Genomic DNA, 20799 nt, shown 5'->3' with positions numbered 1-20799 from the left:
ATTTAGGAGGAAAATGATATGTCAACAAAAGATGTAAAAGAATTAGCGATTGAGCAAGCAAAAAAATTTGGGGGAAAATTAGAAGTCTGTCCTAAAGTTCCGATTGAAACAAAAGCAGATTTAGGAATTGCCTACACACCAGGTGTTGCAGCTGTTTCTTCTGCCATACATGAAAAAAAAGAACGCGCCTACGAATTAACAACAAAGAAAAACACCGTCGCCGTTATCAGTGATGGTTCAGCAGTTTTAGGTTTAGGTAACATTGGTCCTGAAGCAGCGATGCCTGTCATGGAAGGAAAAGCTGCATTGTTTAAACGCTTTGCTGGTGTGGATTCGATTCCCCTTGTTTTAGATACACAAGATACTGAAGAAATCATCCAAACAGTGAAATTTTTGGCTCCAACCTTTGGGGGGATTAACTTGGAAGATATCAGCGCTCCTCGTTGTTTTGAAATTGAACAGCGTTTAATCGATGAACTAGATATTCCCGTTTTCCATGATGATCAACACGGGACAGCGATTGTTGTTTTAGCGGCTTTGTACAACAGCTTAAAATTAATCAACAAGAAAATAGAGGACATTCATGTGGTAATCAACGGCGGTGGCTCCGCTGGTCTTTCAATTACAAGAAAATTTTTAGCTGCTGGCGTAAAACATATTATCATTGTTGACCGTACAGGGATTCTGAGCGAAACAGATACAGCTCTGCCACCACACCATGCAGAAATTGCGAAGCTAACCAATCGGGAACATCGTACTGGTGATTTAGCTACTGCTCTTGAAGGCGCTGATGTCTTTGTTGGTGTTTCAGCACCAGGTGTTTTAAAACCCCAGTGGATTCAACAGATGAATGAGCAGCCAGTTATTTTTGCAATGGCTAACCCAGTTCCTGAAATTTTTCCTGATGAAGCTTTAGCGGCAGGCGCTTATATTGTCGGAACTGGTCGTAGTGACTTTCCGAATCAAATTAATAATGTGTTGGCCTTCCCTGGTATCTTCCGCGGTGCCTTAGATGCTCGGGCGAAAAAGATTACGATTGAAATGCAAATTGCCGCTGCCAAAGGTATTGCAAAATTGATTCCCGATAATGAACTCACGCCGACCAATATTATTCCCGATCCATTCCAAGAAGGAGTCGCAAAAGTCGTCGCCGAAAGCGTCCGTAACGCTGTCAAAGAAACAAATTAAAAAGAGAAAAAGGAACAACCTAACTCCTCTGAAGTTAAGTTGTTCCTTTTTAAAATCTGAAACGCTAATCTATTATTTAAAACTGATATTAAACTCTTGCATATCTTTTTCAATATAAGCAAGTAATTTTTTATTTTCAAAGAAACGTGTAAAGTAGTACGCAATACGATAATCTTCAACAGCATCTAGTCCTAGCATTTGTTTATTAAACGCTTTTTCGTATAATAAGCAATCTAAAGAGTAAATAGAACTGTGTGTCCGATTAATTTCGATTCCTTTATCACTTAATTCAATACTCTTTGCATAGTCTTTAATTAATGAATAGAATTTTGCGGTATTATAATAAATACGGCATTGCTCTAATGGATAATCTAATTTGAATTCGCTTAGCAATTGTAAAGATTTATCGTAATAAACTTTTGCTTTTTCAATATCATCTTCTAATTCATATAAAATACCAATCGCATTCATGCTCAAAATATTATAAATATTAATATCACGACTAATTTCAGAACCACGATGTAAATAGAACAATGCTTCGCTATTATTTTTCTTACCTAATAAACTCGTAATTCCTTTATAATAGAAAAATTTTGTTTCTAAAATTCTGTTTGAACTTTCGATATCATCTGGATAGTCTTTCAACAAATCATAGGCTTCATCGTGCTTAAAGTAAAAGCATAATTCTTCTACTTTATTTAATAAGCTTTCGAGTTTTTTCTCACTAGAACCTTCGATACATTCTTCCACTTGTAAGTCTAAACGTAGACATACAGATGAGAAAATGTCTAAACTGTCACACACATTTTTGTTTTCAATGTTACTAATTGTTGCTTGTGTACAAATTCCTTTTGCCAATTCAGCTTGCGATAATTTTTTCTTTTTACGCGCTGTTTTGATTTTTTCTCCCGCTACTCTCACAGTCAAAACTCCAATCTTTCTATTTTTTTTGTATTAAACATACCATCATTTTACAGATAATGTTATAATGAAGCTATCATAATAAAGGAGGTGAAATATATGTTTGATTTACTTGCTTTATTAACTGGAATTTCAGTTCGTGGCAATGCGCCACACCAATAATTACGTGTTTGTTTAACTGAATTTCTGACGGCTCTACCTATGCCAGTAGGTGGAGCCATTTTTTATTTAATATTATAAAATTAACAGTATTTCTGAAACCTCACACTTAGTATAACACAAATTATAAATTATGCTAGATAGTTACCAAATTAACGTCATTACAAGGATGTTACGTTTTTACAACATCTTGTAAAACTAGACAATGCTGTCCTTCTTTATCCACCACACTCAATGATAGTGATAGTATCTTATGATAGAAACAACATGTACATTATAACAATTATTATTAAGAAAGCTACTTCTCAATAGGAGAAGTAGCGCTTCTCTCGTTACAGTTTTACTCTTCTTCTTCAGCCATGAATGTATTGAAAACTTCTTCAATCATATCCCATTCAGCGTCTGTTTCGATTTGCTGTAAATCACCTTCTGTACCTTCTGCGTTTTCCACATATGAGTAAGCTTGCAATTCAACATCTTCATCCTCAGGAATTCCTGCTGGATATAATAAAACATAATTTTTACCGAATTCTTCTTGACCGTCAACAGTTAGTAAGATCTCGTATAATGTTTCATTTCCTTGTTCGTCTACTAAAGTAATGTGTTCATGTCCTTCGTGATCATGATCGTGGTTGTGTTCTGTCATTCTTCTTCTCTCCCTTGATGTATTCAAAGCTCGATAATTATCGGCTATGTGCATCTAAATAATTTTGTAGAATCATTACTGCCGCTAGTTTATCAATCACTTTTTTTCTTTTGGCTCTGGAAGTATCTGCTTGCTCCACCAAGAAACGCTCTGCTTGGACAGTTGTTAATCGTTCATCTTGATAGTCAACAGGTAATTGAAATAATTCTTGAATCTTATCACCATATGCCATAGATGCTTCAGCTCTAGGACCGATGGAATTATTCATGTTTTTCGGTAAACCTACGACAAATTTCGTGACTTCGTATTCTTTCACCAATTCACCTAATCGCTCAAAGCCGAAGTTCTCTTCCTCTTCATTGATGCGAATAATTTCGATGCCTTGCGCTGTCCAACCTAATAAATCACTAACAGCCACACCGACTGTCCGTGAACCTACATCTAGCCCCATGATCCTCATTTGATATCGATTCCGTGGTTCGCTAAGTAATATTTGGTTAATTCTTCCATGATTTCATCACGTTCATGACGACGAATTAAGTTTCGAGCATCTTGATAACGAGGAATGTAAGCCGGGTCCCCAGAAAGTAAATACCCTACTATTTGGTTAATAGGATTGTATCCCTTTTCTTCTAATGCCCGATATACGGTTTCTAACGTTTCACTGATTGCTTTTTTTCGATTATCATCAAAATCAAAGCGTACTGTTTCGTCTGTAAAACCCATTTTACTACACCTCACTTCTACTTTTATACAATTTCATTTTACTAGAAAAGAACCGAAACTACAAACAAAATTTCTTCTCCTTCTCTCTTTTTTGTTATTTCTTAGTCTTTTATTAATAAAGGCTTCGTAAAAAAATGACAGCCATCGATAATTTTAAAATTATAAAAACAAATACACAACTTTATAAAACAAGAATAAAGCTCTGCTAAATCGCCAGAATATCACCTTTCCCTTCAATTCATTTTGTGAAAAAATCGACGTTTTTCTTTTGAAAACTTTTAAATATCTATGATTAAATAATATCAGCCTTTTAATGTTACAATTCGCTAACAATCTGTTTACGATGTAAATTTTCGATTGCAGCTGTTATTTATTTCCTCTTTTTGGTTCGTTTGTAGTACACTAGAAGAAAATACATAAAGTGAGGCTTGCTCAATGACTCCTGCTCATTTGGATTTACTTTTAGAAACCTGTTTGTTAGCTGGTAAAATTATGATAGAAAGCGATGCAGAAATGTACCGTGTTGAAGATACAATGAGCCGAATTGCGCTTGCTTCTGGCAACTATCGAATGGTTAGCTATGTGACACAAACTGGGTTATTTGTTGGCATAGATGGAACTTCCACGATTCGTATGGTTCAAGTAATGAAACGTGGCATTGATTTAGAAAAAATCTCTCGTGTGAATCAGCTGTCTCGTGCTTATGTGGCTGGTGATTTTTCTTTAGAGGAGTTACTGAATAAACTAAAAGTGATTGATAGTGAACACCGACATTTTCCAATTAGCGCACGCATTGTTAGTGCGGCCGTTGTCAGCGCTACGATTATGATTCTTTTTGGTGGCGTCTGGTCCGATTTATTCTTGACTTTTCTGATTGGTGGTTGCGGCTATAGTCTTTATTATTTTAGTTTAAAGTTTCTCAAGATTAAATTTTTATCTGAATTTTTAGCTTCGCTGTTCATTGGTGCAGCCGCTATCCTTTCAGTCAAATTGGGACTCGGACAATCACAAGATTTAATCATCATTGGTTGTGTCATGCCTTTAGTGCCTGGTGTGCAAATTACCAATGCTCTTCGCGATTTGCTAGCCGGACACTACTTATCGGGTGTTTCTCGTGGGACTGAAGCATTAATGACTTCAGGAATGATTGGTTTTGGCATTGCTTTTGTCTTTCAACTTTTCTATTAAAAGGAGTGACTTACTTGCTAGGAATCGTTTTGGTACAATTTATCTTTAGTTTTTTAGCTTCTGCGGCGTTTGCGATTATTATTAATGTTCCTCGACGATCACTGGTGGCTTGTGGTCTAACTGGTAGCGTGAGCTGGATGCTTTATTGGGTAATCGTTGAAGTTTTTAGTGGAAATGCGGCATTAGGTTCCCTCATCGGTGCTGTCGGTGTTGCGGCAGTAAGCTACCTATTCTCAAAAATATTGAAAATGCCTGTCACGATTTTTAATATTCCTGGTATTGTTCCATTGGTACCTGGTGGCTTAGCTTATCAAGCTGTTCGGAATATCGTAATTGGCAATTATGAAAAAGGCGCCTATTTTACCGTGCAAGCTGTAATGATTGCTGGGGCAATTGCGTTAGGCTTAGTCGCTTCTGAGGTTTTCAATCAGAATATCCGCAGCTTTCGGGAAAAAAGAGAATCTTTGGGTTTTATTCGTCGTAAGCGCAACAAAATTAAAAAATAGATAGCAAAAAAGTTGGTTGCTTCCATTTTGATAAGGAAGCAACCAACTTTTTTTAAAAGGAACGATAGACATATTGATTTTTTGGTGCTTGATCTGCTTTGACTTTCTCCACTTGCATAGTTGGTATTTGTCGTTTAAACGGTGGATAATAGGACAACTCAACCGTGCCGGTAATCGTTACCCAATCATTGTTTTGAAATTGCGTATGTTCAGGAAAATGAACCAACAAGCCAAAAACGCCAGAATCAGCGACACAATGAATAATCCCAAAACGGAAAACAAATTGGTCAACACTTTCTTCTCGTTTTGAATTATAGACAAAGCCTTTATAAGAAATCCTTTTTCCTGCAAATTGACTTGGATAATTATAGATTAGTTCCATAATTTCCAAATAGTTTTCATCCGTAATTGAAATCACAGATTGGCCATCATATTGTTTCATGGCTTTTGCCATCTGCTTATCATAATCCGTCTTATTGAAATACATACTTGTATCAGGTTTCAAATATTGCGTTTGCATATCAGGATCCCCTACTGATTCTTTACTTACCGGAAAGTTAAAGCCTTTTGCTTCAACAATTGTTGTGTCTAAACTAACTGTCGGAAATAATAAGCCAACAATCAACGGTAAAGAAAGTAGTAAATAGGCAAGCCCTCTTTGGCTGGGTTTTTCCAAATTATGCTGATGGCCATGATGTTCATGTCCCCCATGATGGTGCATGTCTTCATGTTTTTTTTGCATTGATGGATCTGCTTGGTTCCACAAAATCAATTGAACAATCGCCATAATAAAAGCTAAAACCATTGATAAAACAGCTAAGTAATTATAATGAATATTGATATATTGGTTCAGCTCACCTGAAATTTGAAGATACATCATCAACCCCATATATCCAATTAAAATAATAAATCGTATCATCGATTGTAGGCCTCCTTTCTAAACTACTGCCGCATAAATAGTTACGACAAGCGCCACTATCAAAACAAATTGTACAATGAATGACATTTTAAAATAACGTTTCATCATCAATAAATTTTTAATATCTACCATTGGACCAAAAACTAAGAAGGCGACAATTGGTCCTGTGCCAAACAAACTCAAAAGAGAAGAACCAATAAATGCATCTGCTTCTGAACAAAGTGATAAAGTAGCAGCGATGACTAGCATGACTAGAATCGCTAAAATTTTTGAATGGCCCAGTTGCATAAGTGCACCAGTTGGAATATAGGTTTGCATGATTGCTGCCAACAAGGAACCAAAAATTAAATAACGACCCGTATCAAAAAATTCATCAATACTATGGGTTAACGCTGACCAGCCGTTTTTCCAAAATGAACGAGCTTCATCAACGTGTTCATGCGTATGAGCAACCTGCTCTTCTTTAATCTGCGCCAACTCTTTTTCTGTTAAAATTGATTCTTTTCGAAAATAAGCTAACCAAATGCCGATAACCCACGCGACAATCATACTGCCTAAAACTCGCCAAATCACAAATTTTGTTGCGCCACTAAAGGCTACGTATGTTGAAAATAGCACAATTGGATTAATGATTGGTGCCGTTAACATAAAAGCAAAAGCGGTATGTGTTGGTACATCTTTTTTAACAAATTGATGCACAATGGGTACGATCCCGCATTCACAAGAAGGGAAGAAAAACCCTAGGAAACTCCCTACACAAATTGATAAAAATTTATTTTTAGGTAACACTTTTTTTACTCGTTCTGGTGTTAAAAAAACATGTAAAGCGCCTGAAATCAAACAACCTAACATGACAAAAGGCAATGCTTCGATAATAATCGAAAGAAAAATAGTGCTCATCTGTAAAACAGAGTTTGGTAAAAATTGAAACATCATAGACCTCCCACTAGTAAAAATCTAGTTAACTATACTCCTAACACCAGACAAACACAAGTATTTGTCAAAAAATTAACTAAGAGTTTAAAAGTATTATCACCAATGTCTCTGTCAAACCAACTAGATAAAAGAACAAAAAATGAGCATGGGACAAAAATCACTTTGGATTTTTGCTCCACGCTCAAAAACTGATAAACCACCATTATTCTAAATTTGAAATAACTCTGAGGCTGAATCGGGGTCTGTATCATATACCTTAAATGCTTCACCGACGCCTAAATCCTTTTGCTTCAAAGTAGACTCCATTGCCATTCGCGCATGAAGTTTCGTATTATTTTCTTTGCTAAGATGACCTAAATAAATGCGTTTTGTTTTATCACCTAACACATCCGCCATTACAAGAGCACCATCATCATTGGATAAATGGCCTTTATCTCCTAAAATCCGCTGTTTAAGACTCCATGGATAAGGTCCTGCTCGCAAAATTTCAATTTCATGATTGCTTTCAACTAAATAAGCATCTGCATTTTCAATCGTACCACGAATATGATCGCTACAATAACCTGTATCCGTTAGAACAACAAAGGAACGATTATTGCGATGAAAACGATAAAATTGAGGCGCAATCGCATCATGTGAGACACCAAAACTTTCAATGTCCATATCTCCCAAGGTCAAAACTTTGCCCATTTCAAAAATATGTTTTTGAGCGACATCGACTTTGCCAATCATGGGATCCATCGCTTGCCACGTTTTTTCATTAGCATAGACATCTAACTTATATTTTCGCGCTAACACGCCAACGCCGTGAATGTGATCCCGATGTTCATGTGTAACTAAAATCGCATCTAAATCTTCTGGTTTGCGATTGACTTCTGCTAACAGTGAAGTGATTTTTTTGCCACTTAAACCCGCATCTACTAATACTTTCTTTTGGTTGGTTTCAATAAAAAGGGAATTGCCTGTACTGCCACTGGCAAGAACACTGATATTAAAAGCAAACTCTGAATCCATTTAAAACTCTTCCCTTCTACATTACAACATTAACGTGTTTCATTATACAACGGACCTTAATGTTTTTCCACCTTTGGCACAGTATTATTTGTGATGATGGTATTACTTACGGCATTCACCTGTTCAATTTCAACTGAATCTTCACCAGTAGAAATTCCTACAAACCAGACTGGAACGTATACATTTTTCTCACGAATTTTATAAATTCTTGAATAGGCCAATTTAATGAATGTTATTTTGGAATTACTAGGAATCCGGTTATTCATATAGAGCGTGTCTATCGCATCACGATTGGAATATAAATCCGTTTTGTCTCGTAACTCTTCAATATTTTCAATGTGCGTTTGCGAATATTTACTAATTTTCCATAATTCACCTGACGTATCTGCTAAAATACTTAATTTTGCCGTGTCGTCTCTAAAGGGAATTCCTTTATATGATTGTGCAGCCACAATTTCTGCCGTCGGCTCTTTTAAATGAGAAAATTCTGGTAAGTATTGATATTCGTCTCCGAATAATAAAGCATTTTTTTCATTTAAAAAGGTACTTAAATCTTTATCAATTTTCTTAGGATCAATAAAATAGTTTTTACTAGGCACACTCGTTAAAGTATTATCCGCAATTTGCAGCCCATTTCTCAAAAAGTTTTTATTCTTTTCACGTTGGATTTTTAAAGCAGCAGAAAAATTGGTTTGTTCGCCACTTAAATAATAGCCTTCCAATCGTTCTGAAGAAAGTGTCCCTTTATACGAGATGTTATCTTTTTCCAACCGACTTTCAATCGATTCTGTTTGGCTGGAAGAAGAGACGTTGCTCTCCTCTTGTTGACCTTCCCGATAAATTCCAAATAAAAAGATATTTAATCCTAAAAATGCTAAGAAGAAAATCCACTCAATTCGTTTAAAATCCATTAGCCCACCTCCAAGCTTGGTAATTGTTTTACCAAGTCCGTTGCAGTGTACCAATTGTTGTTATAAAGGACATACCATTCCGGACTTAAATCAACGACTTGTTTGACTTCTTCAATTGTCTGCCACGTATAACCGATAACAGCCGATTGGATTTTTTCCTTTTTAGCACCAGCCGTTTCTAAACGCTTAATCAATTTTTCCGTGCTTTCCAGCGTCACTTCTTCTTCTGAAGGAATCGGCACTTGGATCGTATTCACACTTGTGTTAATGGTTACGCTTGGCGCAGCACCATCGTTGTTCGTGATGCGAATATCCACTTGGCCTTTTAAATCATTACTGAACACTGGGAAACCTTCCACAAAAGTCCGATAATTGACACTATCTTTCGTTCGATCAAAGTAACGTAAATTCCCCATATTGGTTCCTAAACGTTTTACATAAGAAAAGCTTTGATTATAGATTGAATCCCGTTTATTCTCTTCTGGCAAGGTCCCTTTAAAATCGATTTTTCCCAGTTTTTCTTCTGCAAACAATCGTTCTTCTTTACTCGTATAGGTTAAGTCTTGACTGTCTTCATTGGTTTGGATATCTTCCGTTTCATTGAAAAAAGCATTCCTAAAACGAGTAACTGGTTGCGAAGCTAAAATATAACTGTACTTTTTCAACTTCATATCATTGGTTAAATAACATTGCCCTTGTTTGGTTAGCGTATTTTCGGAAACGTCTTGATATTGCAATCCCTCTTTATTGATAATTCCCAGTAAGCGCGCCTTATTGACAGTCATGGGCGCTTCATAGACGTTGGCTTGGTCATAATCTAAAAAACGTATCTTATTTTCGTTAAAATCCAATTGAATTTTCGTAAAATACTGGTCCGTCAACTCATTAAAGTTAGTAAAATTAATGGATAGATTATAAATCGAAGCATAGTCCGAGATTAAAAAGGGACCTTGATAAAGAAGTTCAATACCTTGGTCCATTTGATTGTAGCGCTTAAGTTGCTCTGCATTTTTTGTCACAACTTGTGTCAATTTACCAAACGTAGCCATTTTAATATCATTTTGAACATTACTAATTAATGTTTCACGATTACTTTGCATCGCTTTTCCATCAGTTATTCGAATCAATTGCAAAGGTAAATAGACATCGCCAATGGCTTTTTCATTGACAGCTGTTGTGACTTGGCTTCCCGACTTCATTTCTGGTATTTTTTTGGCAGAATTCAGCCAGATATTGACTGAAAAATATATACTTAAAATGACCATCAAAATCAAGCCAATTCTTGTAATCCATTCTGATAATTTCATCATTCCCACCAATCCTCTTCATAAGGTTCATATGGTAGTGAAATATAGAAAGTCGATCCTTCACCTTCTGTACTTTCCACCCAAATACTCCCGTTATGGGCCCGAATTACTTCTTTAGAAATTGCTAAACCTAAACCAGTCCCACCTTGTGCTCGTGCACGTGCTTTATCCACACGATAAAAACGCTCGAAGACTTTCCCGAGATCTTTTTTAGGGATGCCCAAACCTTGGTCCGAGATACTAAAGACGACATTATTATGTGTTTCAACTAGTCGGCAGGTAATGACGCCACCATCTGGCGAATACTTAATCGCATTGTTCAAAATGTTGTCTAAAACCTGAATTACTTTGTCTGTATCTAACTCTACCCATAAATCGCGTTTAGTAAATTCACGGCGAATTTTGTAATTTTTTTGCTCATTTTCAATCATCATATCAAAGCGATCCAAGACAAAATTAATCAATTCGTTAAAATTCACATACTCTAATTGAAGATGTGTATTCCCAGAGTCCATCCGAGATAAATTTAACAAATCATTAATCATACGAATCATCCGGTCGGTTTCTTCTAACGTGACTTTTAAGAAATTCGGCGCAATCTCAGGGTTTTCCCAAGCCCCTTCACTTAAAGCCTCTATATAACTACGCATACTTGTCAAAGGCGTTCGCAACTCATGAGAGACATTGGAAACAAATTCCCGTCTTTCCCGTTCGTTTTTTTCCTGTTCTGTGACGTCATGAAGTACGCAAACTAAGCCAGTAATAAATCCTGATTCCCGACGAATCATCGTAAAGTCTACCCGGATAATCATTTGGTCTTCTTCACGATCAGACGTTGAGCGATCAATCAGCAGTTCATCTGGCTCTTCTAACAGCTTCCGTAATGTGTAGTCTTCTTCAATATCTAACAACTCTAATAACGAGGTCCCAATCACATTTTCATTTTTTACATTTAATAATGAAAGGGCCATTTCATTAATCGTAATCACCTTTCCGCGGCGATCCGTCGCAATGACGCCATCTGTCATATGCGTTAAGACACTATCTAAACGATTTCTTTCTGCTTCCATTGTTTCTTGTGCTTCTTCAATCCGTTCTGATAATTGATTAAATGTTTCTGCTAATTGGCCTAATTCATCTTTTCCATGGACTTCTACTTTTCCAGCGTAATCACCACGAGCGATTCGAAGGGCTTGCTCGCGCATTTCCCCAATCGGCTTCGTGATTGATCGTGCAATCAGTAAGGTCACAATAATCGAGATTGCTGCGGCAATAATAGAAGCAGTGAAAAAGATACTTGCTGTGTTGGTAATTTCTTGGTATTTATTTTCTAAATTACTTTTCACATAAAGGACACCAATCACTGTTTCTCCAGTAGGCGATTGAATCGGCTGGACATTCACATACACGCGTTTATCATTATCTAAAGCTTGATATTTTTTACTCGTAAAGTCATTTAAATCACGATAATCATTCTTTTTCCCAATAATATTTTGTTGATTTAAATCATTGGTTGCCCGAATAATCCCTTTATCATCGACAATTCTCGCTTCAGAAATATCTGCATTTGAAAAATCCGATAACGCTTTTTTTAAATTTGCATCAACATCACTACGTTCGAGATCTTTGTTGCTCATCTGCGTACTTAACGTATTTGACAATTGGACAACCTGAGAATCCATATTTTTCTTAAAATCGGAAATTGTAGTGGCTTCCAATTCACGAATGAAATAGCCACCAATGATTTGAATCGCAATCAGTAACAGCAGAATAAATGATAAAGCAATCTTAAAATTAACAGATTGAAAAAAGTGAACTTTTTTCTTCATACCTGATTACTCCTGTTCAGGATTTCTTAGATAATAACCAACCCCACGACGAGTAACTAAATACGTTGGATGACTTGGACTATCTTCAATTTTTTCTCTTAAACGACGTACGGTTACGTCCACTGTCCGCACATCCCCAAAATAATCATAACCCCAAACGGTTTGTAATAAATGTTCACGAGTCATGACTTGTCCGATATGTTTTGCTAAGTAATAAAGTAACTCAAATTCACGGTGGGTTAATTCAATTTTTTCACCCCGTTTTGAGACCATGTATGCATCAGGATGAATGGTTAAATCACCAATCGTTAATTCAGATTGCGTTGTCACCTCGGCTTCTTTCGCATTGGTTGCACCTCGCCGTAAATTGGCTTTTACACGAGCAACTAATTCACGATTTGAAAATGGTTTCGTTACATAGTCATCAGCGCCTAATTCTAATCCTAAAACCTTATCAATTTCAGAATCTTTGGCAGTCACCATAATGATTGGCATGTCATGTGTTTTGCGCACTTCTCGCGCGACTTCTAAGCCATCCATTTTAGGGAGCATTAAGTCTAAAATAATTAAGTCTGGTTCCACTTCTTCCACTTTTTCAAGTGCTTCTTCTCCATCATAAGCAGTAAATACTTCATATCCTTCTTTAACCAAATTATATTTAACGATCTCTGAAATTGGCTTCTCGTCATCAACTACTAAAATTTTCTTCACAAAGAGACACCTCTTTTTCCTTCTAATCTTATTTGATACTTTCCTATTATACCTTATTTTGATGATGTTTTCATCTTTAGCTAAAAATGCGCCTTCAGGTTCTCCTAGTATAACAAAAAAAGAATCTCTGACAACAATTGACGCTTGTTATCAAAGATTCTTCTTCCGCTAATCTATTCTTCCGTATCTAAGACGAATTTTGCTACAAGAGCGGCTAATAATCCACCAATTAATGGCGCAACGATAAAAATCCACAACTCAGATAACGCTGAACCACCCGCAAAAACGGCTGGCGCGATGCTACGAGCTGGGTTGACAGAAGTTCCTGTCAAAGGAATGCCGACTAAGTGAATCATTGTTAGTGTTAACCCAATTACGATTCCTGCTAATGAAGCATTGCCTTTCTTAGCACTTGTAACTGTCATGACAACTAAAACAAAAATAAATGTTAAAATAATTTCGACTGTCAATGCACCAGCAACACTTAATTCCCCTACGCCATTTTGACCTAAGTTCTCAATACTTTTACCAGCACCTTTTAGAATGCTTAATAATGCAAATGAGGCAATCAAGCCACCAACAATTTGTCCCACTACATAGTAGATTAGTTCCATTGTTGTTATTCGTTTATTAAGCCACATTCCTAAAGAAACAGCTGGATTTAGATGTGCACCTGAAATTGTGCCAATACTATAGGCAGCAGCAACGATTGTTAAGCCAAATGCTAAGGCAATCCCCGTTGTTCCAATCCCTTCCATACCATTTCCTAGAACGGCTGTTCCTGTCCCAAAAAAGACAAGAATAAATGTTCCTAAACATTCTGCTATTGCTTTTTTCACAAAAAATTCCCCCTTTGTAGATGAATTGTAACACATTCGTGAAATTTTCAATATAATTTTCGTTGTTTTTCCAGTAAAATGATATTTCTATGAAAAAGAGAAATCTTAAATGAAAAATCCCCTCAAAAAAATTTGAGAGGATTTTTCATTTAATCAATCATTTAATAACTGTATGCCAACACCTAAAAGTCCTGGTCCTGTATGAACAACTAATGCCGGACTAATCGTTCCAAAGTAAATTTCTTCTGCTTGTGGAAAAGCCGCTTTCAAGCGTTCCATCATTGCTTTTGCTTCTTCCTCTGCCGCACCGTGAGCAACTGCCAAACGAAAACGGGGCGCTTCACCTATAAAGTTCGTCACCAACTCAAACGTTTTATCAAGACTTTTTTTACGGCCACGAGACTTAGCCACCGTATAATAAATGCCTTCTTCATTACAAGAAATAATAGGGTTTAATTTTAGCGCATTGCCTAAAATAGAAGTGACTAAACCAATTCGTCCACCTTTTTGTAGATATTCTAAAGTGGCTACATTAAAAAATACTTTTGCGTTGGCTACTTCTTCTGTTAATTTTTGTTGTAATTCTTGCCAGCCTAATCCTGTTTCAATTAATTCTGCTGCTCGAATCGCTTGAATGCCAGCCCCGATACCAATGTTCTTTGTATCTAAAACAAATACATCTAGTCCTTCGGTTTGTTCTCCAAGCAAGCGAACCACATTATAGGTTCCACTTAAACCACTAGAAATGGTCACCGCTAAGACTTTTTCGTAACCCGCTTCTTTAATTTTGTCAAAAATAGCTTGGATTGTTGCGCCATCTGGTAATGAAGTACTAGGGATTTCTTTCTCTAAACGTTGATACACTTCTTCTGGTGTAATATCTACCTTATCTGTATAGGTTTTTTCAGGATAAATAATCTGTAAAGGCAAGACATACATGCCGTATTGTTTGACTAATGCCTCTGGAACATCTGTCCCAGAATCAACCAGTAGTGCGATCTTTTCTTTATTCATGTGTCATCTCATCCATTTCTTTTAAGTATTCTTGTTCCAATTCAATCACTTTTTCACTAAACATTTTAGTAGCAAAAGACATTGTCGCTGCTTTTACAGCCAAATATTCAATCCCCATAGGTTCTTGTGATTTGGCCTGAACTTCTTTTTCTTGCGCTTGAGCAGCAATCACATAAATCGCTCGTTCCTGTTCTTGACAAAATAAATTGTACGCTTCACGAATACCAACCGTAGCTCCTTGGAATAAAATGCCTTGCTTAATTTCTGGCAATGTTAACACTTGTTTCAACAACGTAATCGCAATTAAAAACGCTAAATGCTTTTGATTGTAGCGCTTTTTCACCGGGGCCGGGATTAACCCGTGTTTGACATAATTATTAACCATTGAGGACGTTAACAAAGTATGTTTTTCCAGTGTAATCAATGGGGATAAGTATTTTTCTATCAGAGTAATCACTTGATCCATATATAATTCAATATCTGGTAACTCATGCCATCTTGGCAAATGAACATTTTCCAATTGTTGGCCCCAATCTTGTAGTGATTTTTCTATCTCGTCCATAAAAACCCTCCTAACCATTTCTAAAAAAGAATATCATACTTTTGACAATTATTCAATCTAGTTTTTAAAACTAGATTGAACAAAAAAGAAAAGCGAGCAATTTTGGAATTGTTCACTTTTCTCTCTTTATTTTTTTAAAGAACGTTTTCCGATTAAAATACCTATCAAAAACAGGCCTTCTAATAAAACAAAAAACAAGATAAAACAATGCATAAAGTAGGCTTCAGGTAAGGCATTGATAATCGGATCAGTCAGCGGATTAAATAACCAAGCATCGTTGTTAAAAAATAATCCATGAAACGCAATAAAAAATTGATCAAAGCCAATCAGCATGAAAAAGCCAAAAAGCACAGGCAAAAACATTCCCCACTGAAATGGCCGTATCAATGTCCATAAACGCTGATTTTTTACCAAATATTTTAAATAAAGGACACTAGGCAACAACGTAACTAGTAATACGCCATAGCACAATAAAAACAATTTTTTCACTTCATAAAAATGAAAAGCCGCGCTATCAGACATTGGAAAATCAGGAAATACTAATGTTTTTTCAAAAGGATTGTTTAAGTACATCATTAAATGATCGTAATTTTTAATCAAGGTCACACGATCAACCTCTACGTCTTTTAAAATATTTAAGTGTTGGATATCAAAAAGATACAATGGACGAAAATTAATCGTGATCGTGATACTTAAAGCCACAATCGTTAAAAACAAACAAATGAGTCCAAGTGTTTCCCTTAAACGCAATTTCGACCTCATCATACTCAAAAAGTCCATTCATCTAAGGAATCAACAACATAGGTTGGCGGCGTTGGCAAATTTGGAACAGCGGACTTAGGGGTAAAACCTGATGTAACTAACAAGCTATCAATACCATTTTGAATCCCTGATTGAATATCGGTTTCATAATTATCTCCAACCATAATCACTTGCTCTTTTTCCACGCCTAAATGCGCAATGGCTCGTTCCATGATAATCGCTTTTGGTTTGCCAATATAAACTGGTTTTGTTTGAGTAGCTGTCTCCACAAACGTCACAACTGAACCTGCACCAGGTAATAAGCCTCTTTCTGTCGGAATGTTCTTATCTGGATTGGTCCCAATAAACAACGCCCCTTTTTGAATGGCTAAGGTAGCTAAAACCACTTTTTCGTAAGATAATTCTGTATCAAGTCCCACGACAACATAATCAGGATTTGTTTCATCCCATTCAAAACCTGCTTCTAAAATTAAGTCAATTAAACCAGCCTCGCCGATGACAAAGACTTTCTTGCCTCGATTGGTTTCTTTCATGTAATCAATCGTCGCTAAAGTCGCTGTATAAACAAGGGATGTTGGGACATGAATATCAAATTCATTTGCTAAACGTTGTGCCACTGTTTCAGGAGATTTAGTGGTATTATTCGTTACAAATAAAAAAGGCAAATCTTTTTCCTGTAACTGCTCGACAAAACGTTTTCCGGCTGGAATTGGTTCTTTTCCTAAATAAATCGTTCCATCTAAATCAATTAAATATCCTTGATAGTCTTTTTTCACTCTGTTTACTCCTCACGTTGACGAATCGTAAAGCCTTTGCCAGATTTTTTGGAACTAGGCTGTTTGGGTGTAGTCGTTTTTTTATTTTCTTCTTTTCGTGTACGAATCACTGGCTTGCTATTTTTATTAGCGGGCGCACTCTTTTCCTCGACAAACGCATTAGAACGATTATTCTTTTTATGGCGACGACGACGATGCGTTGTTTTTTCTTTACGTTCCCCTGTTCGTTCAATTACAAAATAGGCACAGCCAAAATTACAATATTCATACAAATAGTCTTCTAGTGTATCAATGCGTTGATCCGGCGCTGCCCGACGATTAGAAGTATCAAAAAAGCCACGCAAGCGTAACTGTTCATAGCCCCAGTCTCCTACGATATAATCATAACGCGCTAATACTTCACTAAACCGTTCACCTAAGCGTTCAGGATCAAAGGCATCACGATGATTTTTAACAATTCGGTACTCTCTTTCACCAATTTGAATATCTGTTTCATTCACAATGGTGACAATTTCCCCTTTTTTCTTTTCTTTTACAGGTTCTTCTTTTATTTCTTCAAGAACTGCTGTTAGTTCTTCTGTAAAGGTTGCAGCAGTTTCTGTTTCTGTTTCTTTTTTTTCGGTTGTCTTTTTGTCTGTCATTTTTTCACCACCTAGTTTTTATTATACCTTGTTTTTATTTGATTGGATAGTGGGCATGCAGATAGTTCGCCACGACAGTTCTTAAAACGTCTGGAAATAAAAATTCGACTTCTCCAACTAACTCAATCGTTGGGAAAAACGGAACAAATTGAAAGTGATCCACTGTTGTCAGCGTATATTTCTGCTCTGACTGAATAGGTTTCCCTTGCCAAAAAACGGTCTGGCTATTTCGCTCAAAACGAATCCCATCATAACATAATTCGCCAAAAATTTTCCCACGGAAGCCCATCCCGCGAATCGGAAATTTCCGCAGAAATTGACGACTTTTTTCCATTTCACGAATCAAGCGGCTCATGTCTGACCCTTTCAAGGTAACCTTGATTAAATGCATTGGATGAGGCAAAGCCTCATGTAATTGGTCTGCATTGATTATTCCTTCTGGTAAATCTGCTAAAAATAACCCGTTGTTCAACACAGCCGCTTCGGTCTGCCCCGCTTCTTTTAACGCCTTCAAGGCAACAGTTATAAAGGCATGTGGTTGCCGTAAGTCCGTTGACAAGGTTTCAGGGATTTGTGCAATTTGCTGCGCTTGCAATAGTCGATGACCTTCCGTTAAGTAACCCGCAATTTCCTTGGCATCAGTTGCTTGCTCTTCTAAACTTGCTGTTTCAATGGTTTTCGCATAACTTGTAACTTGCTTCGTGTCGGCATCCACAAACAGATGCACTTCACCAATATACTGTCCATATTTGCCAGCAGCTGCTAGTTGTACATGATTAATTTTTTCACCATCTTTAAATAAATGATGTGTATGGGAACCTAAGATCACTTGAATTTCAGGATAATTCGCCGCAATCATAAAATCAGTATCTATCCCCAAGTGACTAAGCAAAATGAGAACATCACATTGAGGCGCAACTTCTGTAATCAGTTGAGGAAGGACTGTTTCCACTTGTTTGATTGTCCAGCCATTAGGATTATACGTTAAAGGAAATGGTGCGGTTAAGCCAATAAACCCTAACTTTGTGCCTTCTTTAGTTGTCATAATTTTATATGCTTGACAAAAATCTGGTAACGTTTGGGTTTTTGGGTCTTCTAAATTAGCTAAGACCACTTCAAATGTTGCCTGATCATATAAATGCTCTAATTGTTTCTTTGAATTGCCGATTCCTTCATTATTTCCAATTGTAACCAGGTCATACGCTAATGTATTCATTATAGCTACATTTGCTCGACCATCTGTTGCTTCGGTCAAAGGATGACACCGATCTGAAAAGTCACCTAAATCAATGGTTACGACTGTTTTGCCCTCTTTTTGGTACAGCGAACGTTTGGCTTTAACCAGACGCCGTATTTTGGGCCAATTTTCAAAGTGAGAATGAAGATCATTGGTATGGAACAACACAATCTCTTCCACTAAAATCGCCTCCTTTATTCAGCGCTCTGATTAATAGTACCATATTTATAGAAGAAAGTTACAAAAAAGAACAGATGACTTTAAAAGAATTTCTCCTAAAATCACCTGCTTTTATCAGGACGAACTATGCGTTATTTTTGGGACGCTTGCGTTGCGTCGCTTCCATGATAACTGGTAAGATCACAGGACGACGTTTGGTTTGTTCAAATAAATAACGGCTTAAATTTTCGCGGATTTCTTGTTTCAGTTTGCTCCATTCAAAATCGTCACTTTCTAAATGTTTTTCAACAATTTCTGTAACAATATTGCTACTTTCTTTCATTAGGTCTTTACTTGTTTTAACGTAAACAAAACCTCTAGAAGTAATTTTAGCTGGTGAAACAATTCGTTTTTCTCGGCGATTAATTGTCACGACAGCCACAAAAATACCATCTTCGGAAAGAATACGACGATCCCGTAAAACGATATTACCAATATCGCCGACACCAATCCCGTCAATCATAATATTTTCGGCCGTTGTGCTGCCAGCTACCGACATTCTACCTTTTGTATACTCTAGAATGTCCCCACGACCTGTAATAAAGATATCTTTATAAGGCATGCCAATTTCGTGTGCTAAGTCCGCATGCGCAGCTAACTGGCGGTATTCACCTTGGACAGGAATGAAATATTTGGGTTTCATTAAGTTCAACATCAATTGCAAGTCATTCGGATTAGCGTGACCAGACACACGTAAATTGTCGGAAATTTGCTTCACCGTAGCACCGGCCCGATAGACAATATCCTCTGTTTTAGCAACCGTTGTTTCCATGGCCGTTGTCGGCGTTGTCGTAATATAAACTAAATCGCCTTCTTCAATTCGAACGACACCATGTGTATTATTAGCCATTTTTTGAAGTGACTTAATCGGTTCTCCCATTCGGCCTGTTTCTAAAATTAATAACTGTTCGGGTGCATATTTTTTCATTTCTTTTGGTTTCACTAATAGATCTTCGCTTGGCAATTGTAATTTTTCCAATTTCATCGCCGTCCGAATAATCCGTTCAAAATCTTGGCCTGTCAAAACGACTTTACGACCAGAACGATCCGCTGCATTCAATACTTGTTGGACCCGTTGCAAATTACTTGCCACACATGCCACGATGATTCGTCCTTCCCAATAGCGAATCGTGTCGAACACTTCATCAGCGATTTGGGCTTCGGAAGCAACTTGGACTGGGTTTTCAGCATTTGATGAATCACTAAGTAGCGCCAAGACGCCTTCTTTCCCAATTTCAGCTAAGCGGCCGTAATCGGTTTGATACATCTCAATCGCACTTTGATCAAATTTAAAATCACCAGTATAAACAATGTTACCTTCTTTTGTTTTGATACTAACGCCAATCGAATCTGGAATGGTGTGCGTTGTTTTAAAGAAGCTCACCGTTGCTTGACCAAAATCAATTTCTGTATGCGGGTCAATCACATGGAAATCTTTAAATTTCTTCGTTTCCGCATGACTGTTGACACTTAGTTTTGCTAGTTCAATCGTTAATTCTGTCCCAAAAACAGGCACTTGAATTTTTGAAAGCAAATACGGTAAGGCCCCAATTGCATCTGCATGGCCATGTGTTAAAAAGACCCCTGCAATTCGTTCACTATTTTCTTCTAAATACGTAAAATCCGGAATGACGACGTCAATTCCTAAAAGTTCGTTCTCTGGATATTGTAATCCACAATCCAGTACAAAAATTTCATCTTCCACTTCAGCAACGTACATATTTTTTCCATTTTCACGAACGCCGCCTAATGGAACGATTTTTATTGTACTCACTCTTTTCACCTCTC

22 protein-coding genes are annotated in these 20799 nt (G+C 36.9%); 3 read left to right on the top strand and 19 right to left on the bottom strand.

Annotated features, from left to right (window positions below):
• Nucleotides 1-18 precede the first annotated feature (18 nt).
• Nucleotides 19-1188: an NAD(P)-dependent malic enzyme gene (locus tag MKZ30_RS05100; protein ID WP_002382174.1), complete on the top strand. Its 1170-nt coding sequence runs from the start codon at nt 19-21 to the stop codon at nt 1186-1188.
• A 72-nt stretch (nt 1189-1260) separates the two neighbouring features.
• Here the strand turns inward: MKZ30_RS05100 and MKZ30_RS05095 are convergent, their stop codons facing one another.
• The 4 genes from MKZ30_RS05095 to ireB form a co-directional block, all read right to left on the bottom strand.
• Nucleotides 1261-2109: a helix-turn-helix domain-containing protein gene (locus tag MKZ30_RS05095; RefSeq protein ID WP_002382173.1), complete on the bottom strand. Its 849-nt coding sequence runs from the start codon at nt 2107-2109 to the stop codon at nt 1261-1263.
• Nucleotides 2110-2608: 499 nt separating this feature from the next.
• Nucleotides 2609-2914, bottom strand: a complete 306-nt coding sequence (locus MKZ30_RS05090) for a DUF1292 domain-containing protein (RefSeq protein WP_002357933.1) — start codon at nt 2912-2914, stop codon at nt 2609-2611.
• Between the two features lie 37 nt (nt 2915-2951).
• Entirely contained in the window at nt 2952-3374 is a 423-nt protein-coding gene (ruvX, locus tag MKZ30_RS05085; RefSeq protein ID WP_033600719.1) for a Holliday junction resolvase RuvX, read from the bottom strand.
• On the bottom strand, nt 3371-3640 hold the full coding sequence (gene ireB / locus MKZ30_RS05080) for a regulatory phosphoprotein IreB (RefSeq protein ID WP_002357937.1): 270 nt from the start codon (nt 3638-3640) through the stop codon (nt 3371-3373). Before ireB ends, ruvX begins: the two co-directional genes overlap by 4 nt.
• 435 nt (nt 3641-4075) lie before the next feature.
• Between ireB and MKZ30_RS05075 the strand changes: the two genes are divergently transcribed.
• Together MKZ30_RS05075 and MKZ30_RS05070 are read left to right on the top strand one after the other, a co-directional pair.
• A complete protein-coding gene (locus tag MKZ30_RS05075; protein WP_002357938.1) occupies nt 4076-4828 on the top strand; it encodes a threonine/serine exporter family protein in 753 nt (250 codons plus the stop codon).
• Between the two features lie 5 nt (nt 4829-4833).
• Nucleotides 4834-5334 (top strand): threonine/serine exporter family protein, encoded by a 501-nt coding sequence (locus MKZ30_RS05070; protein WP_002382172.1) that lies wholly within the window; start codon nt 4834-4836, stop codon nt 5332-5334.
• 52 nt (nt 5335-5386) lie between these two features.
• On the opposite strand, the gene MKZ30_RS05065 is transcribed toward MKZ30_RS05070, so the two are convergent.
• The 15 genes from MKZ30_RS05065 to MKZ30_RS04990 all read right to left on the bottom strand — a co-directional run bounded on the left by MKZ30_RS05065 (nt 5387) and on the right by MKZ30_RS04990 (nt 20785).
• On the bottom strand, nt 5387-6253 hold the full coding sequence (locus MKZ30_RS05065) for a TIGR03943 family putative permease subunit (RefSeq protein ID WP_033600720.1): 867 nt from the start codon (nt 6251-6253) through the stop codon (nt 5387-5389).
• Nucleotides 6254-6271: 18 nt separating this feature from the next.
• Entirely contained in the window at nt 6272-7186 is a 915-nt protein-coding gene (locus tag MKZ30_RS05060; protein ID WP_002357942.1) for a permease, read from the bottom strand.
• A gap of 210 nt (nt 7187-7396) precedes the next feature.
• Complete coding sequence (locus tag MKZ30_RS05050; RefSeq protein ID WP_002357943.1) at nt 7397-8203, bottom strand: MBL fold metallo-hydrolase; 807 nt, start codon at nt 8201-8203, stop codon at nt 7397-7399.
• 56 nt (nt 8204-8259) lie between these two features.
• Nucleotides 8260-9114 carry a two-component system regulatory protein YycI gene (locus tag MKZ30_RS05045; protein ID WP_002365516.1) on the bottom strand — a complete coding sequence of 285 codons (855 nt, stop codon included), beginning with the start codon at nt 9112-9114 and terminating at the stop codon, nt 8260-8262.
• Nucleotides 9114-10424, bottom strand: coding sequence for a YycH family regulatory protein (locus MKZ30_RS05040; RefSeq protein ID WP_002382169.1), 1311 nt, complete (start codon nt 10422-10424; stop codon nt 9114-9116). The genes MKZ30_RS05045 and MKZ30_RS05040 overlap by 1 nt, the downstream gene beginning before the upstream one ends.
• The gene (walK, locus tag MKZ30_RS05035) at nt 10421-12250 is read right to left on the bottom strand and encodes a cell wall metabolism sensor histidine kinase WalK (protein ID WP_002419179.1); all 1830 of its coding nucleotides are present in this window, start codon (nt 12248-12250) and stop codon (nt 10421-10423) included. Before walK ends, MKZ30_RS05040 begins: the two co-directional genes overlap by 4 nt.
• Nucleotides 12251-12256: 6 nt before the next feature.
• On the bottom strand, nt 12257-12961 hold the full coding sequence (gene yycF / locus MKZ30_RS05030; RefSeq protein WP_002357947.1) for a response regulator YycF: 705 nt from the start codon (nt 12959-12961) through the stop codon (nt 12257-12259).
• A 173-nt stretch (nt 12962-13134) separates the two neighbouring features.
• Nucleotides 13135-13836 carry an MIP/aquaporin family protein gene (locus MKZ30_RS05025; protein WP_002382168.1) on the bottom strand — a complete coding sequence of 234 codons (702 nt, stop codon included), beginning with the start codon at nt 13834-13836 and terminating at the stop codon, nt 13135-13137.
• Between the two features lie 117 nt (nt 13837-13953).
• Nucleotides 13954-14814 carry a DegV family protein gene (locus tag MKZ30_RS05020; RefSeq protein WP_002357950.1) on the bottom strand — a complete coding sequence of 287 codons (861 nt, stop codon included), beginning with the start codon at nt 14812-14814 and terminating at the stop codon, nt 13954-13956.
• A complete protein-coding gene (locus tag MKZ30_RS05015) occupies nt 14807-15376 on the bottom strand; it encodes a DUF1836 domain-containing protein (protein WP_002361647.1) in 570 nt (189 codons plus the stop codon). The genes MKZ30_RS05020 and MKZ30_RS05015 overlap by 8 nt, the downstream gene beginning before the upstream one ends.
• A 126-nt stretch (nt 15377-15502) precedes the next feature.
• On the bottom strand, nt 15503-16156 hold the full coding sequence (locus MKZ30_RS05010) for a TIGR01906 family membrane protein (RefSeq protein WP_002382167.1): 654 nt from the start codon (nt 16154-16156) through the stop codon (nt 15503-15505).
• Complete coding sequence (locus MKZ30_RS05005) at nt 16144-16914, bottom strand: TIGR01457 family HAD-type hydrolase (RefSeq protein ID WP_033600721.1); 771 nt, start codon at nt 16912-16914, stop codon at nt 16144-16146. The genes MKZ30_RS05010 and MKZ30_RS05005 overlap by 13 nt, the downstream gene beginning before the upstream one ends.
• Before the next feature lie 5 nt (nt 16915-16919).
• On the bottom strand, nt 16920-17555 hold the full coding sequence (locus MKZ30_RS05000; protein WP_010712313.1) for a YutD family protein: 636 nt from the start codon (nt 17553-17555) through the stop codon (nt 16920-16922).
• 34 nt (nt 17556-17589) lie between these two features.
• Nucleotides 17590-18972, bottom strand: coding sequence for a bifunctional metallophosphatase/5'-nucleotidase (locus MKZ30_RS04995; RefSeq protein ID WP_033600722.1), 1383 nt, complete (start codon nt 18970-18972; stop codon nt 17590-17592).
• 124 nt (nt 18973-19096) lie between these two features.
• Nucleotides 19097-20785, bottom strand: coding sequence for a ribonuclease J (locus MKZ30_RS04990; protein ID WP_002375145.1), 1689 nt, complete (start codon nt 20783-20785; stop codon nt 19097-19099).
• Between the last annotated feature and the right edge of the window lie 14 nt (nt 20786-20799).

Origin of the sequence: Enterococcus sp. LX10 (genome assembly GCF_023539285.1) — a bacterium.
Taxonomy (GTDB): domain Bacteria; phylum Bacillota; class Bacilli; order Lactobacillales; family Enterococcaceae; genus Enterococcus; species Enterococcus faecalis.
This window is presented reverse-complemented; position numbering and strand designations above follow the sequence as displayed.